Source organism: Pannonibacter sp. (assembly GCF_051860505.1).
Taxonomy (GTDB): domain Bacteria; phylum Pseudomonadota; class Alphaproteobacteria; order Rhizobiales; family Stappiaceae; genus Pannonibacter.
Genome location: NZ_JBHYDX010000010.1, coordinates 18,087 through 31,607, shown reverse-complemented (window position 1 = coordinate 31,607; position 13,521 = coordinate 18,087). Strand labels below are relative to the sequence as shown.

The following is a 13,521-nucleotide window of genomic DNA, read 5'->3' as shown; positions in this document are numbered from 1 at the left end:
TCCCCCCACCCCCACCCCCCCCCCCCCGCGGGGGAGGGGAGCGGAGAGGCTCCGGCGGGTTAAATTTTATGGGCACAGTCCTTCACTTCGAACACGTGCCAGATTTCACGTGCGACGGCGCTGACACAACGGGGGAGAGGGACTGCGGCCTTGCCAGATGCGCATGGGGAACGTTGAGCCTCCGCATTCGCTTCACCCCACATCAGGACCGGACTTATCCATGACTCGAACCAAGGACAGCATCGCCAAGGCCTTTGCCAGCGCCGGCTACATCGCCGACGAGGGACTGCTGACGGCCGTGCTGCTGATGGAGGTGCTGGCGCGGCCTCTGCTCCTGGAAGGTGAGGCCGGGGTCGGCAAGACGGAGGTCGCCAAGGCTTTGGCGGCCAGCGAGGGCACAGACCTGATCCGGCTGCAGTGCTTCGAGGGTCTCGACCGCTCTGATGCGCTTTACGAATGGAACTACCAGCGCCAGCTTCTCGCCATCAAGGCGCATGAGGGGCAGGGCGATCCGGACGCGATCGAGAACGCCATCTTCTCGGAAAAATACCTGCTGCAGCGGCCGCTGCTCGCTGCCATCCGCAGTGAGCGCCCGGTGGTGCTCCTGATCGACGAGGTCGACCGGGCCGATGAGGAGTTCGAGGCCTTCCTGCTGGAAGTCCTGTCGGACTATCAGGTCTCGATCCCGGAGCTTGGCACCATTCCGGCCGCCAGCATTCCCCGCGTCGTGCTCACCTCCAACGGCACGCGCGAACTCTCCGACGCCCTGCGCCGCCGCTGCCTCTATCATTATGTCGACTACCCGGACGTCGGGCGTGAGGCCGAGATCCTGCGCGCCCGGGTTCCCGGCATCGACACGGCCTTTGCCCTGCAGATCGCCGAGCTGATGAGCCGGCTGCGCAAGGAGGATCTCGCCAAGGTGCCGGGCGTCGCCGAGACCATCGACTGGGCGGCCGCGCTGACGGGGCTGGGCGGCACCCATCTCGCCCGGGACCGGGAGCTGGTCTTCGACACGCTCGCCTGCGTCCTGAAAACCCGCGAGGACCGGTCCCGCATCACCCGCGAGGTGACGGACCGGCTCATCGGCAAGGTTGCGTGAGGAGGACATGAGCCAAGCCGTCGCCACCCAGACCACCGAGTTTGAACCGGGTCCCGCCCTGCGCCTGACGCTGGCGGCCTTCGTCGCGCTGCTGCGCGACAAGGGGTTCCGCATCGGCCCGAGCGAGGCGGCGGATGCGGGCCGGCTGGTGACGGGTGCCGCCGGCCAGCGCGCGGCAACGTTGCGCCCGGCCTTGAAGGCCCTGTTCTGCGGTCGGCGCTCGGACTGGCTCGCCTTCGATGCGCTGTTTGATGCGCACTTCCTGCACAAGGGCATGAAGAAGGCGGTGGCGCTCGCCGGCTCTGCAGGGGAGAGCGGTGGTGCCCGCACGCTGAAGCAGATGCAGGACGAACAGGCCGCGCGCCGCTCGTCGCCCGCGCTGGATGTCAGCCGCGAGGCAGAAGCCCCGGAGGCCGGCGAGGAGGACCCGGCTGGCACCCGCGAGGGCGCAAGCCGGGCGGAGAACCTTGCCGAGACCGACTTCCGCAAGATCCGCGATCCCGAGCTGGAGGCCGAGGCGCACCGGCTGGCCGAACGGCTTGCGCTGGTGATGCGCCGCCGTCTCACCCGCCGCGACCGCATCCGCAGCGGCGGACCGCGCCTCGACCTGCGCCGCACCTTGCGCAAGTCGGTGGCCCGCGGCGGCCTGCCGCTGGATCTGGTGCGCAAGGGGCCGAAGCTCCGCCAGTTGCGCCTCGTTGTACTGCTGGATGCCTCGGGCTCGATGAACAATTACACCGGCGTGTTCGTGCGCTTCGTGCATGGTCTGCTGGATGCCTTCCGGCAGGCCGATGCCTTTCTGTTTCACACCCGGCTGGTGCATGTGTCCTCCGCGCTGAAGGAGCGGGATGCGGCGCGGGCGCTGGACCGGCTGGGGCTGATGGCGCAGGGCGTCGGCGGCGGCACGCGCATCGGCGCGGCGCTGGCCGACTTCAACCGCTGGCACGCGGCCCGGGTGCTGACCTCGCGCAGCTGCGTCATCATCCTCTCCGACGGCTATGACACCGGCCCGGCCGAGGAGATCGGCGCGGAAATGGCCCGGCTGGCCCGCCGCTGCCGCAGCATCGTCTGGCTCAATCCGCTCCTCGGCAGCGACGGCTATGCGCCGGTTGCCGCCGGCATGGCAGCCGCGCTGCCCCATGTCGACCTGTTCGCGCCCGCCCACAATCTGAAAAGCCTGGCAGCGCTCGAACCCTATCTGGCCAAGGTGTGAGGATCAGCCCCATGACCCCATCGACCACGCAACAACCACCCCACTGGGACGCCAGCGACGTCAACTCCGTGATGGACCGCCTGCGCCGGGAGGGCGCGCCCTATGCTCTTGCCACAGTGGTGCGCACTGTCTCCGTTACAGCGGCCAAGGCCGGGGCCAAGGCGGTGATCGCGCCTGATGGCACGATGCTCGCCGGCTGGATCGGCGGCGGCTGCGCCCGCGGCGCGGTGCTGAAGGCCGCGCGCGAGGCGCTGGCCGACGGACAGCCGCGGCTCATCTCGGTACAGCCGGAAGATCTCCTCGCCGAACAAGGCGTCGCAGCGGGGGATGAGCGTCAGGGCGTGCGCTACGCCAGAAGCATGTGTCCGAGCAAGGGCACGATGGATGTCTTTGTCGAGCCGGTGCTGCCGCGCCCGCGTCTGGTCGTGCTGGGCGCGAGCCCGGTTGCCGTTGCCCTGGCGGACCTTGGGCCGCGTCTCGGGTTTGACCTGACCGTCTGCGCCCTGCCGGAGGACCAGCCGGTGTTCGCGTCGGCGGACGAGCGGATCGAGGGATATGCCCTGCCGGTTGAAAGTCCGGCTGCCCGCTATGTCGTGGTCGCCACGCAAGGGCGCGGCGATCTGGTGGCTCTGAAGGCGGCACTTGCCGTCGAGGCCGAACACGTCGCTTTTGTCGGCAGCCGAAAGAAGGCGGAGGCCCTGTCACAAAAGCTGCAGGGGGATGGTATCGGTTTGAACCAGATTGGCCGGATGAAAGCCCCGGCCGGGCTTGACCTTGGCGCCATCACTCCCGAAGAAATCGCCCTGTCCGTGCTGGCCGAGATCATCGTGTTGCGACGCAAGGGACAGCGTGACACCCCAGAACTGGCAAAAATTCCGTAGTCCGATCAAGCCGAGGAAACAGCCCCATGCAGATGGCCGACAGTCAACGAATTGAAGCCCCGCGTCAGAAGGTGTGGGAGGCTCTGAACGATCCGGACGTGCTCAAGGCCGCTATCCCCGGCTGCGAGGAGTTGATCAAGCATTCCGACACCGAGCTGGAAGCCAAGGTGACGCTGAAGGTCGGGCCGGTGAAGGCGACTTTCGGCGGCAAGGTAACCTTGAGCGAGCTGGATCCGCCGAAGGGCTACCGCATCGATGGCGAAGGTTTCGGCGGCGTGGCCGGATTTGCCCGTGGCGGCGCCAAGGTCTGGCTCGAGGAAGACGGACCGGACGCCACCATTCTGAACTACGAGGTCGACGCCAATGTCGGCGGCAAGCTCGCCCAGCTCGGCGCGCGCCTGATCGATTCCACCGCCAAGCGCCTGGCCGGGGAGTTCTTCAAGAGCTTCGGCGACATCGTCGCGCCGCCGGCACCGGATGCCGAGGCAGCTGCCGAGCCGGCCGAGGGCGAGAAGAAGGGCTGGTTCGGTGGCCTGTTCGGCAAGAAGAAAGATGACGCTGCAGCGGACGCTGAGGCCTGAGCGAGGCCTATCAGAGGTGAGGAGAAGAACAAGATGACAGGCATGACCATCAGCCTTGATACGGGCCAGGGCCGGGAGCGCGATGAAACACTGGCGGAGATCCTTGCCGATCCATCGATCCGCCTTGCCCTTGGAACGGGAGCGGCTCTGGTGTCGGCGTTGGCCGCCGTCCATGCCTGTTGTCTTTTGCCTTCGATGGAAAGCTGGCACGGGCTTGCCGCACTCTGCAGTTCCGCAGTTTAGCTGGCCAGTGCCTGAAAGGGCACGCAATGCCTAGCGTTTTCAGGATGCAGGTTCGAACCATCGCCTCTTGATGCTGAGAGGCTTATTGTCATATGATTTTGCCCAATAGTGATATCTGAAACATCAGTATCGACAAGGCAGAACCATGTTGACCTCGGCACAGCTCAAGGCCGCCCGGGCCTTGCTCGGCATCGACCAGAGAACCCTGGCCGAGATGGCTGGTGTGTCCGTGCCGACAATCCAGCGCATGGAGGCCAGCAACGGCACGGTGCGCGGTGTTGTCGAGACGCTGACCCGTGTTGTTGAAGCTCTCGAACGCGCTGGTATCGAACTGATCGGTGAGAACGCCGCGAGCCTGTCCGGTGGTCGCGGCGTTCGTCTGCGTGACCGGTCCTCTGCCGGTAGCTAGCGTTGGGCTCGTGGACTGGCCGTTGCAGCCCCGGCGTGCGGTCAGGTCCCCAAAGCCAGCGCCGGGGCCGTGAGGATGCCATGTCCAGTGGTTCGGGTCCGTCAGCGCTGCAAGGCGGCAATCCAACAATTGCCGAACTGTTCACACCGAAACTCGTTACCGCCCTGCGCGAGGGCTACGGCCCGGCACGCCTGAGGGCAGATGCCATTGCCGGCCTGACGGTTGCGATTGTCGCCCTGCCATTGTCGATGGCGATTGCCATTGCCTCCGGAGCCTCGCCTGGCGCAGGGCTGACAACAGCCATTGTCGGCGGGTTTCTGGTCTCCGCCCTCGGCGGAAGCCGCTATCAGGTTGGCGGGCCAGCGGGGGCCTTCATCGTGCTCGTCGCCGCCTGCATCGCCCGCCATGGCATGGAGGGGTTGATCCTTGCCACCCTGATGTCCGGCGTGTTCCTTGCCCTGATCGGAGCTTTCCGGCTTGGCACCTACATCAAGTATATCCCGCATCCGGTGACGGTCGGCTTCACGGCGGGCATCGGCGTCATCATTCTTGCCAGCCAGCTCAAGGATCTGTTCGGTCTGAGCCTGAACGGGCCGGAGCCCGGACCGCTGGCGGAAAAGCTGCCAGCCCTGGTTGGCGCCCTGCCGACGGTCAGCGGAGCCACGGTCGCCGTTGCAGCGGGAACGATTGCCGTCATTCTGCTGTTGCGGCGCTACCGGCCGCACTGGCCCGGCTTGTTGATCGCCGTTGTCCTCGCCTCTGTCGCTGCCGCTACCCTCGGTTTGCCGGTGGACACAATCGCCTCGCGGTTTGGTGGCATCCCGGCTGGCCTGCCGGTGCCCGCGCTGCCTGACTTTTCGCCCGGCAAGATGCTGGCTGTGCTGCCGGAGGCGATCAGTTTCGCCCTGCTGGGGGCCATCGAGTCGCTGCTCTCTGCAGTGGTCGCCGACGGGATGACCGGACGCCGTCACCGGTCGAACTGCGAGCTGGTGGCTCAGGGCATCGCCAACATCGGCTCGGCGCTGTTCGGCGGCATCTGCGTTACAGGCACCATTGCGCGCACGGCCACCAACGTCCGCGCCGGTGCGACGTCACCGGTTGCTGGCATGCTGCACTCGGTCTTCCTGCTGCTGTTCTTGCTCGTGGCCGCCCCGCTTGCCGGCTACATCCCGCTGGCGGCGCTGGCCGGTGTCCTCGCCGTCGTGGCCTGGAACATGCTCGAGCGGCATGCGATCATCACCATCATCCGAAGTTCGCGTGCGGACACGCTGGTCTTTGCCGCCACCTTCTTCCTGACCCTGTTCCGTGACCTGACGGAGGCCATTTTGGTGGGGGTCGCGCTCGGTGCGGCGATCTTCATCGACCGGATGGCGAAGCTCGTGCAGGTGGAACAGCACAAGCCGTTTGTCAGCGAGGATGCGGCTGACCGCATGCAGGGCGACGACAGCGCTCTTGCCTACCTGCGCGGCGAAAGTCCGTTCGAGGCTGGTCTTGCCAGCGATCCTGATCTCGTTGTGTATCGCTTGTCCGGAGCCTTCTTCTTCGGCTCGGCTGCAACGGTCGGCACTGTGCTGGAACGGATCGCGGATCAGCACAAGGCGCTGGTGCTGGATTTCTCAGGGGTTGCGCTCATCGATTCCACCGCTGCCCTGACGATGATCGGTGTGGTGCGCAAGGCATCGGGGCGCAGTGTCGCCCTTTACCTTGTCGGTGCGAGCCCGGCGATTCGCGGCGCGCTTGTCACCCATGGCCTGAAGGACGGCGAAGTGCACTTCCAGCCGGATCTGGAGACGGCAGTCCGTGCAGCCCGACTTGCGCTGGACGCGGCTTGCACGAGTTAAGGCCAAGCGAGACAAAGCAAAAGCCCCGGAATGACCGGGGCTTTCATGGCGTCCGCATGGGATGCGTCAGGCTTTGCGATTGGTCTTCACCGCTTCGGCGAAGAGGCGATAGAGGCTCGAAGGCAGCCAGGGCAGCCGGTCGCGGTTGTAGTCCTGCCGGTGATCGATGATCAGGGCACGGGCAGTGTAGACGTTCATGGTCTTGTTCTCCTGCGTCTGGTGGTATGGGGCGCTTACGCGTTCTTCTTTCCGCTAAGGTATGTGCATTGAGTGCACATTTCAAGGCGTACCATGTGCGTTTTGCTCCGAATGTATAGATAACTAGACCAATATGTCGGTTTCACGACGCTCGACCGTCGGTTGCAGAATAAATGTGCAGCGTGCGTTGCCGGCTCAGGTTCATGCGAAAACGGCCGGCCCCTTCGGCCCAGCCCCCCAGGATTGTTCTGGCGTGTCGTTCAGGAGTTGTGTGGCCGGGCCGGCTCGAACAGCTCAATCGGCTCGGGAAGCCCGCGCAGGCTGTGCCGGCCAAGGCTTTCGACGGGGATGGTGATCGCGTCAGCCACCGGTGCGGTCAGGATGATCGGGCTTGCCAAGGGCTTCGTGAGGCCTTCGACCCGGCTTGCCGTGTTGACGGCCGAACCAATTACGGTGAAATCCAGCCGGTTCGGTGCACCGACATTGCCGAAGAAGACATCGCCGACATGCAGGCCGATCCCGGAGCGGAGGGGAGCCCATCCCTTAATATCGGCGAGTTCATCGGGCGGGGTAGTGCCAAGGCTGGCAACTGCCGCTTCTGCCTCCAGCGCTGCGGCCAGGGCGGCGCCGGCGGCGCTGGTTCCGGGGTAGGTTCGGTCCAGCGGGAAAACTGCCAGCAGGCCGTCGCCGACAAATTTGAGGACGTCGCCGCCCGCTCGCGTTACCGCGCCGACCATCTGCGAGAAATAGGCGTTCAGGATCAGCAGCATGTCGTCTGGTGCCAGCCGGTCGGAAAGATCTGTGAAACCGCGAAGGTCCGAGACCCAGATGACCGCTTCGATGCGGCTGCCTTTGCCGCGCTTGATCACGCCGTCGAGCACCGCCTTGCCAGCGTCGACCCCCAGATAGGTTTCGACCACATTTTGCGAGATCCTGACGGCGATGTGCCGTTCGACATGAAGGGCGAGCAGGCGCAGCAGCGAGCGCAGGATTTCGTGCTGCTCGGGTGAGTACCCATCCGGATGACGCGTCGCGACGGTTGCGACATTGTGATAATCGCCGGCCCCCAGGGGAAGGGCAACATACTGGGTAAAGCCGGCCTGGCGCAGGTCGGCCATCAGGCCATATTGCGCCACAGTCGCTTCATCGCGCGGATCGAGAACGAGTTCCTGGCCTGTCCGGAAGACAACGGACAGCGGGCTGCGCAGGAACGCTGGATGCTGCAACGCCTCCTCGCTGACCTGGACCTCGTCACAGAACCCGTCGGCTTCGCTCCAGTTCCAGGCAAAGCCCAGCAACTGCGGATGCAGGGTGCCGACATGCAGGCTTGCCCGGTGCAAGGGAATTCCGGCGACCACCAGACGCCAGCAGAACGCTTCGAACAAGGCGTGCAATGTTGGGACCCGCCCGCCCTCGTCCAGCAGCCAACGCTCGATCTCGTGGCGACACTGTCCGATTGGCACGCTGTCCGGGCTGCCGGATGACCGGGCAAGCAGCCGGACCATCGGCGGATAGACGCGCTCGGGAACCTTTGACGTCTCGGACGACTGGACCATGGATCTTCCTGTCAAGAAGTTGCAGAGGGCCTTGATCACAGCCCACGGTGCGAGTGTCGGCAACGGTTCAAGTGGGCTGCCCGTCGCCATGGCATCGAGTGCATCACGGCGGCGGACCATTTGTCTAGGAGTACTCCACCCGTCGTCAGGGGAAGAACAGGAGCGTCACTTCGTTGTGTAGCCGCCGTTGACCAGAATGGTCTGGCCGGTCATCCACCAGCCGTCCGACACCAGAAGACGGATCCAAGGAATGATATCTTCGATGTCGGTCAATCCGGTTCTGGAAAAGGCGGACAATGCGGCCGCGCTCTTGTGATACGCCTGTGCCTCCGGGGATTCTTGTCCGTAGAAGAAGGGCGTGTCCATTGGGCCGGGGCCGATAGCGTTGACCGAAATGCCCCTTGCGCCAAACTCCTTTGACGCAGCGCGCGTGAAGTGCTCGACCGGCGCTTTCATGCCCTCGTAGATGGAGTAGAAAGGGGTGTAGGCACCCAGCAAGGACGTCACAAGAGTAACGATCTTGCCATTGTCGTTGACTGCCAGACCGGCCTCCTTGAGGAAGAAGAACGCTGACTTCGAGTTGATCGCCGCCATGGCGTCATACTCGTTTTCAGAGATCTCGGTGATCGGCTTCTTCAGAACCATGCCGACGGTGTTGATCGCGATATCCGGCCGGCCGAGTGCAGCAGTGGCATCGGCAAACAGTTTGGCATTGGCATTCGCCGTGGTCAGGTCTGCCTGAAAGATGGCAGCCTTTGCGCCAGACTGACGAACCGCGGCGGCCGTTTCCTCGGCAGCCGCCCGTGTGCTCTCGCTGTTGTAGTGAACGGCAATTGCCTTTGCGCCCTGTGCGGCCAGATCGCGCGCGATCAGGCCGCCGAGATTCTTGGCGCCACCGGCGATCAGAACGGTCTTTCCTTGGATGCTGTGATTGCTCATCAGGGTCTCCTTCGTTGCCCAGATCAGCTATATCCGTTGGCGCTGGCGGCATAATGTGTGGCCTTTTGGATTGACCTGTCGACGTTGACGAACAATCATTCGGCGATGGAACGTTTGGCTGAATACAGGGCCCTGGTTGCCATCATTGAGACGGGCGGCTTTACAGCGGCCGCCGAACGGCTGGGCATTCCGCGTTCAACACTATCGACCGTGATATCTGGGCTCGAAAGCCGTGTTGGCGCGCGCCTTCTCCAACGAACCACCCGCGTGGTGATGCCGACCGAAGAGGGATTGCGGCTGGCCGAAAGGGTCGTGACGTTGCTCGAGGAGGCTGACAGCATCGAGACCATGTTCCGCCGGGATGATGCGGTTTCAGGCTCGGTTCGGGTCAGTATGCCGGGGCGGATTGCCCATCGGATCGTTGTGCCGGCTTTGCCGGCCTTCCTTGAGTCCCATCCACGGCTGCTGGTCGACCTGCGGGTTTCCGATGATCGCCTCGACCTTGTCGCCGAAGGGCTTGACCTTGTCTTGCGCGTGGGACTGCTCGACAACAGCGAACTTGTGTGTCGGCGGCTGCATCCGCTGGTTCATGTCAATTGCGCCGCTCCAGCATACCTCGCCCGAATGGGGCAGCCCCGGACAAGCCAGGATCTGGGTGGACATGTGGCCGTTGCTTACCGGCGAACCGAAACGGGCGGCAAGGTGGCGCTGGAGACGGGGGCAGACACGACATACCTCCCGGCAAGCGTGATCGTGGACTCGACCGAGGCCTATGTTGCCGCCGGCGTGGCTGGACTGGGGATCATTGCCGTGCCGCGCTTTGATGTGTCATCGCTTCTAGCAACCGGTGCCTTGGTCGAGATCCTGCCAACCTTGCCGCCATCAGCAAGCGACATGGCGCTACTGTATCCCAGCCGACGCCAGCTCCCGGCTCGAATCGCTGTCACCCGGGACTGGCTCGCCCGGAGAATGGACGAGGCAATCACCGGGCGGACCGAGGCGGACCTGCCCTGATGCCTGAGGGTTTGTGTCCCGTCCGTATTTCCAGCGCGCAATCGGCCTGCCTTTGCGTCGGGGCACCGGCTGTTGCGGGGGCCCCGAACGTCGTTGCTGCGCCGATCCGGCCTAGCTGGCCTTCCGCGCCTTGGCTTCGCGGCGGCGGGCGTGGAGAACCGGTTCGGTGTAGCCGTTCGGCTGGCGGGTGCCTTCAAACACCAGGTCGCACGCGGCCCTGAAGGCGATGGAGCCGTCGAAATTGGCGGCCATCGGCTGGTACAGCGGATCGCCGGCGTTCTGCGCGTCCACCACGGCGGCCATGCGCTTCATCGTTTCCATCACCTGGGCCTCTCTGCAGACGCCGTGGCGCAGCCAGTTGGCGATGTGCTGCGAGGAGATGCGCAGCGTCGCCCGGTCCTCCATCAGGCCGACATTGTGAATGTCCGGCACCTTGGAGCAGCCGACGCCCTGATCCACCCAGCGCACCACATAGCCGAGAATGCCTTGCGCGTTGTTGTCCAGTTCCGCCTGGATGTCCTCCGCCGACCAGTTCGGACGGGTGGCCACCGGGATCGACAGGATGTCTTCCAGCTTTGCCTTCGCCCGGCTGGCAAGCTCGCCCTGGCGGGCCTTCACGCTGACCTTGTGATAGTGCAGCGTGTGCAGCGTCGCGGCCGTCGGGGAGGGGACCCAAGCGGTGTTGGCGCCGGCCATCGGATGGGCGATCTTCTGCTCGATCATCGCCTTCATCAGGTCCGGCATGGCCCACATGCCCTTGCCGATCTGCGCATGGCCAGGCAGGCCACAGGCGAGACCCACATCCACGTTGTTGGCTTCATAGGACGCGATCCAGGTGGCAGCCTTCATGTCACCCTTTCGGATCATCGGCCCGGCTTCCATCGAGGTGTGCATTTCGTCGCCGGTGCGGTCGAGGAAGCCGGTGTTGATGAAGAACACCCGGTCCTTGGCCGCCCGGATACATTCGGCAAGGTTCACCGTCGTCCGGCGCTCCTCGTCCATGATGCCCATCTTCAGCGTGTTGCGGGCCATGCCCAAGACGTCCTCGATGCGGGCGAACAGGCGGTCGGCGAAAGCCACTTCCTCCGGCCCGTGCATCTTCGGCTTGACGATGTAGACCGAGCCCGCGCGGGAATTTGCCCGGCGGCCATTGGCACCGATGTCATGCAGCGCGATGGCGGCCGTCACCATGCCGTCGAGAATGCCCTCCGGCACCTCGCCGCCCTCGGCGTCGAGCACGGCGTCGATGGTCATCAGGTGGCCGACGTTGCGCACCAGCATGAGCGAGCGGCCATGCAGGGTGAGCGTGTTGCCGTCAGCTCCGGTGTAGCTGCGGTCACCGTTGAGACGGCGGGTGACGCTCTTGCCGCCCTTCTCGAATGTGTCGGTGAGGTCACCCTTCATCAGGCCGAGCCAGTTGCCATAGACGACGACCTTGTCCTCGGCATCGACGGCAGCAACGGAGTCTTCGCAGTCCATGATCGTGGACAGGGCCGATTCCAGTACCACATCGGCAATGCCGGCCGGATCGCTCGCGCCGATCGGATGGGCGCGGTTGATCTGGATGTCGAGATGCAGCCCGTTGCGCACCAGCAGGATCGAGGCAGGTGCGTCCGGCGCACCGGTGTAGCCCTTGAGCTGCGCGGGATCAGCAAGCCCGGTTTCGCCCGCGTCGGTCGTCACGCTCAGCATGCCTGCGGAAAGCCACAGGCCCGTCACGGTGCGCCAGGATCCGGCCGCCAGGGGGGCCGCCTCATCGAGCACCTTGCGGGCATGGGCGATGACCTCGGCGCCGCGCGCTGCATCATAGCCGCCACCTGCAGGCAGGGAGCCCATCGCGTCGGTGCCATAGAGCGCATCATAGAGCGAGCCCCAGCGGGCGTTGGCGGCGTTGAGGGCGTAGCGGGCATTCATCACCGGCACCACGAGCTGCGGCCCGGCGACGGAGGCGATTTCCGGGTCCACGTTCGCGGTGGTCACGGAAAACTTCGGTCCTTCAGGAACCAGATACCCGATTTCCGTCAGGAAGGCCTTGTAGGCGGCCATGTCGGGAGCGCCCGGATTGGCCTGGTGCCAGGCGTCGATCTGCGCCTGCAACGCATCGCGCTTGGCCAGCAGCGCCCGGTTTTCCGGCGCAAGGTCAGCGAGGATTGCGGCAAACCCGCTCCAGAACGTGTCGGCCGACACGCCCGTTCCGGGCAGCACCCGGTCGTTGACGAAGTCATGCAGTTCGCGTGCGATCTTGAGGCCATGCGCCTCGACCCGTTCCGTCATGCCAGTCTCCATTGCGGTGTCCGCGATCCTGCCGTGCAGGGGACGATGCATCTGATTGGCAACCACTTTTGTCACCTCTGGCCTTTTCGTCAATCGCATGGCGACCCACATGACCTTTTCCGCCAGGGAAACAATCGCTGCCGATCCATCGCCAAACGCGAGACGATGCCAGACGTGGCTTGCCAGCGCCCCGTTTTCCGGTCACAGGTGGCAACCATCGACCTGCGCCCGGACAAGTCTGCGGCGCGCTCCCCGCCACAAAGGAACTCCCTGATGATCGAAGCTGCGCGCAGCCTCGGTGCTCGCCTCAACTCCAGTCCGGTCCTGCTGCTGACCTTGGCCATGCTGTTCTGGGGCGGCAACACCATTGCCGGACGGCTGGCCATCGGGGAGGTGTCGCCGATGGTGATCGTGTTCCTGCGCTGGATTATCGTGGCGGCGTTGATGGGCGCCCTGATGCGGGGTCGGCTGGCAGACGAATGGCCTCTGGCCCGGCCGCATTTGCCGGCCATGATCGCCATGTCCCTGTTCGGCTTCGTCGGCTTCAACATCCTGTTCTACATTGCCGCCTACTACACCTCAGCGATCAACCTCGGCATCATCCAGGGATCCATGCCGGCGCTGGTGCTGGCCGGCACGGTGCTGGTGTTCCGGGCCAGGGTCAAGCTGCTGCAACTGGCGGGGATCCTCGTCACCATCGCGGGCGTGGCGCTGGTGGCTGCCCAGGGCAACTTCGCCAATCTGGCCACATTGAAGATCAATCCGGGGGACGGCATCATGCTGATCGCCAGCCTGTTCTATGCGGGCTATACGCTGGCGCTGCGCAACCGGCCGAAGCTGTCGGGCCTCGTGTTCTTCACGCTGCTGTCGATCATTTCTGCCGTCGCTTCCGTTCCTGCAGTCATCTACGAAGTGGCAGCGGGCGCTGCGGTCTGGCCAGGCCTGACCGGATGGGCCATCGTTCTGTTCATCGCCCTGTTTCCCTCGCTGCTCGCGCAAATCTATTTCATGCGCGGCGTCGAACTGATCGGACCGGGACGCGCCGGTGTCTTCATCAATCTCGTGCCGATCTTCTCGGCCATCCTTGCCGTGGTCCTGCTCGGAGAACCGTTCCGATGGCATCACGCCGTGGCGCTGGTTCTGGTGCTGGGAGGCATCTGGCTGTCGGAACGAAAGAACGCCGGTCCCTTGCAGTAACGTCTTGTCCAGACCCGGCGTGTGCAGCTAAAATTGAAACAAGCTCTGAAAAACTCACCATAATTTGCCTCGTGGC

At 64.7% G+C, this 13,521-nt stretch carries 13 protein-coding genes; 9 read left to right on the top strand and 4 right to left on the bottom strand.

Annotated features, from left to right (window positions below; genetic code table 11):
* Positions 1–220 precede the first annotated feature (220 nt).
* From ACTIFE_RS08865 to ACTIFE_RS08835, 7 genes are all read left to right on the top strand, one after another.
* Entirely contained in the window at positions 221–1,099 is an 879-nt protein-coding gene (locus tag ACTIFE_RS08865) for an AAA family ATPase (RefSeq protein ID WP_439528794.1), read from the top strand.
* 7 nt (positions 1,100–1,106) lie between these two features.
* The gene (locus tag ACTIFE_RS08860; RefSeq protein ID WP_439528793.1) at positions 1,107–2,312 is read left to right on the top strand and encodes a vWA domain-containing protein; all 1,206 of its coding nucleotides are present in this window, start codon (positions 1,107–1,109) and stop codon (positions 2,310–2,312) included.
* A gap of 71 nt (positions 2,313–2,383) precedes the next feature.
* Complete coding sequence (locus ACTIFE_RS08855; protein WP_439528880.1) at positions 2,384–3,193, top strand: XdhC family protein; 810 nt, start codon at positions 2,384–2,386, stop codon at positions 3,191–3,193.
* Positions 3,194–3,219: 26 nt separating this feature from the next.
* Positions 3,220–3,774, top strand: a complete 555-nt coding sequence (locus tag ACTIFE_RS08850) for a CoxG family protein (RefSeq protein WP_439528792.1) — start codon at positions 3,220–3,222, stop codon at positions 3,772–3,774.
* 33 nt (positions 3,775–3,807) lie between these two features.
* Positions 3,808–4,017 carry a hypothetical protein gene (locus ACTIFE_RS08845; RefSeq protein WP_439528791.1) on the top strand — a complete coding sequence of 70 codons (210 nt, stop codon included), beginning with the start codon at positions 3,808–3,810 and terminating at the stop codon, positions 4,015–4,017.
* 145 nt (positions 4,018–4,162) lie between these two features.
* Positions 4,163–4,426: a helix-turn-helix domain-containing protein gene (locus tag ACTIFE_RS08840; RefSeq protein WP_439528790.1), complete on the top strand. Its 264-nt coding sequence runs from the start codon at positions 4,163–4,165 to the stop codon at positions 4,424–4,426.
* Between the two features lie 80 nt (positions 4,427–4,506).
* Positions 4,507–6,267 carry a SulP family inorganic anion transporter gene (locus tag ACTIFE_RS08835; RefSeq protein ID WP_439528789.1) on the top strand — a complete coding sequence of 587 codons (1,761 nt, stop codon included), beginning with the start codon at positions 4,507–4,509 and terminating at the stop codon, positions 6,265–6,267.
* A 66-nt stretch (positions 6,268–6,333) separates the two neighbouring features.
* Here the strand turns inward: ACTIFE_RS08835 and ACTIFE_RS08830 are convergent, their stop codons facing one another.
* The 3 genes from ACTIFE_RS08830 to ACTIFE_RS08820 all read right to left on the bottom strand — a co-directional run bounded on the left by ACTIFE_RS08830 (position 6,334) and on the right by ACTIFE_RS08820 (position 8,960).
* The gene (locus ACTIFE_RS08830; protein WP_439528788.1) at positions 6,334–6,465 is read right to left on the bottom strand and encodes a hypothetical protein; all 132 of its coding nucleotides are present in this window, start codon (positions 6,463–6,465) and stop codon (positions 6,334–6,336) included.
* A gap of 260 nt (positions 6,466–6,725) precedes the next feature.
* A complete protein-coding gene (locus ACTIFE_RS08825; protein WP_439528787.1) occupies positions 6,726–8,021 on the bottom strand; it encodes an adenylate/guanylate cyclase domain-containing protein in 1,296 nt (431 codons plus the stop codon).
* Positions 8,022–8,186: 165 nt separating this feature from the next.
* Entirely contained in the window at positions 8,187–8,960 is a 774-nt protein-coding gene (locus tag ACTIFE_RS08820) for an SDR family oxidoreductase (RefSeq protein WP_439528786.1), read from the bottom strand.
* A 114-nt stretch (positions 8,961–9,074) separates the two neighbouring features.
* On the opposite strand from ACTIFE_RS08820, the gene ACTIFE_RS08815 reads away from it, so the two are divergent.
* Positions 9,075–9,974 (top strand): LysR family transcriptional regulator, encoded by a 900-nt coding sequence (locus tag ACTIFE_RS08815; RefSeq protein WP_439528785.1) that lies wholly within the window; start codon positions 9,075–9,077, stop codon positions 9,972–9,974.
* Between the two features lie 111 nt (positions 9,975–10,085).
* Here ACTIFE_RS08815 and ACTIFE_RS08810 read toward each other — a convergent pair whose 3' ends face one another.
* Entirely contained in the window at positions 10,086–12,248 is a 2,163-nt protein-coding gene (locus ACTIFE_RS08810; RefSeq protein WP_439528784.1) for a malate synthase G, read from the bottom strand.
* 273 nt (positions 12,249–12,521) lie between these two features.
* Between ACTIFE_RS08810 and ACTIFE_RS08805 the strand changes: the two genes are divergently transcribed.
* Positions 12,522–13,445, top strand: a complete 924-nt coding sequence (locus ACTIFE_RS08805) for a DMT family transporter (RefSeq protein ID WP_439528783.1) — start codon at positions 12,522–12,524, stop codon at positions 13,443–13,445.
* Positions 13,446–13,521: the final 76 nt, after the last annotated feature.

Bases quoted from the DNA above. Each gene is read 5' to 3' on its own strand.
- ACTIFE_RS08805 (WP_439528783.1), top strand. From the start codon at position 12,522: ATGATCGAAGCTGCGCGCAGCCTCGGTGCTCGCCTCAACTCCAGTCCG.
- ACTIFE_RS08845 (WP_439528791.1), top strand. From the start codon at position 3,808: ATGACAGGCATGACCATCAGCCTTGATACGGGCCAGGGCCGGGAGCGC.
- ACTIFE_RS08855 (WP_439528880.1), top strand. From the start codon at position 2,384: ATGGACCGCCTGCGCCGGGAGGGCGCGCCCTATGCTCTTGCCACAGTG.
- ACTIFE_RS08825 (WP_439528787.1), bottom strand. From the start codon at position 8,021: ATGGTCCAGTCGTCCGAGACGTCAAAGGTTCCCGAGCGCGTCTATCCG.
- ACTIFE_RS08860 (WP_439528793.1), top strand. From the start codon at position 1,107: ATGAGCCAAGCCGTCGCCACCCAGACCACCGAGTTTGAACCGGGTCCC.
- ACTIFE_RS08835 (WP_439528789.1), top strand. From the start codon at position 4,507: ATGTCCAGTGGTTCGGGTCCGTCAGCGCTGCAAGGCGGCAATCCAACA.
- ACTIFE_RS08810 (WP_439528784.1), bottom strand. From the start codon at position 12,248: ATGACGGAACGGGTCGAGGCGCATGGCCTCAAGATCGCACGCGAACTG.
- ACTIFE_RS08865 (WP_439528794.1), top strand. From the start codon at position 221: ATGACTCGAACCAAGGACAGCATCGCCAAGGCCTTTGCCAGCGCCGGC.
- ACTIFE_RS08840 (WP_439528790.1), top strand. From the start codon at position 4,163: ATGTTGACCTCGGCACAGCTCAAGGCCGCCCGGGCCTTGCTCGGCATC.
- ACTIFE_RS08830 (WP_439528788.1), bottom strand. From the start codon at position 6,465: ATGAACGTCTACACTGCCCGTGCCCTGATCATCGATCACCGGCAGGAC.
- ACTIFE_RS08820 (WP_439528786.1), bottom strand. From the start codon at position 8,960: ATGAGCAATCACAGCATCCAAGGAAAGACCGTTCTGATCGCCGGTGGC.
- ACTIFE_RS08850 (WP_439528792.1), top strand. From the start codon at position 3,220: ATGCAGATGGCCGACAGTCAACGAATTGAAGCCCCGCGTCAGAAGGTG.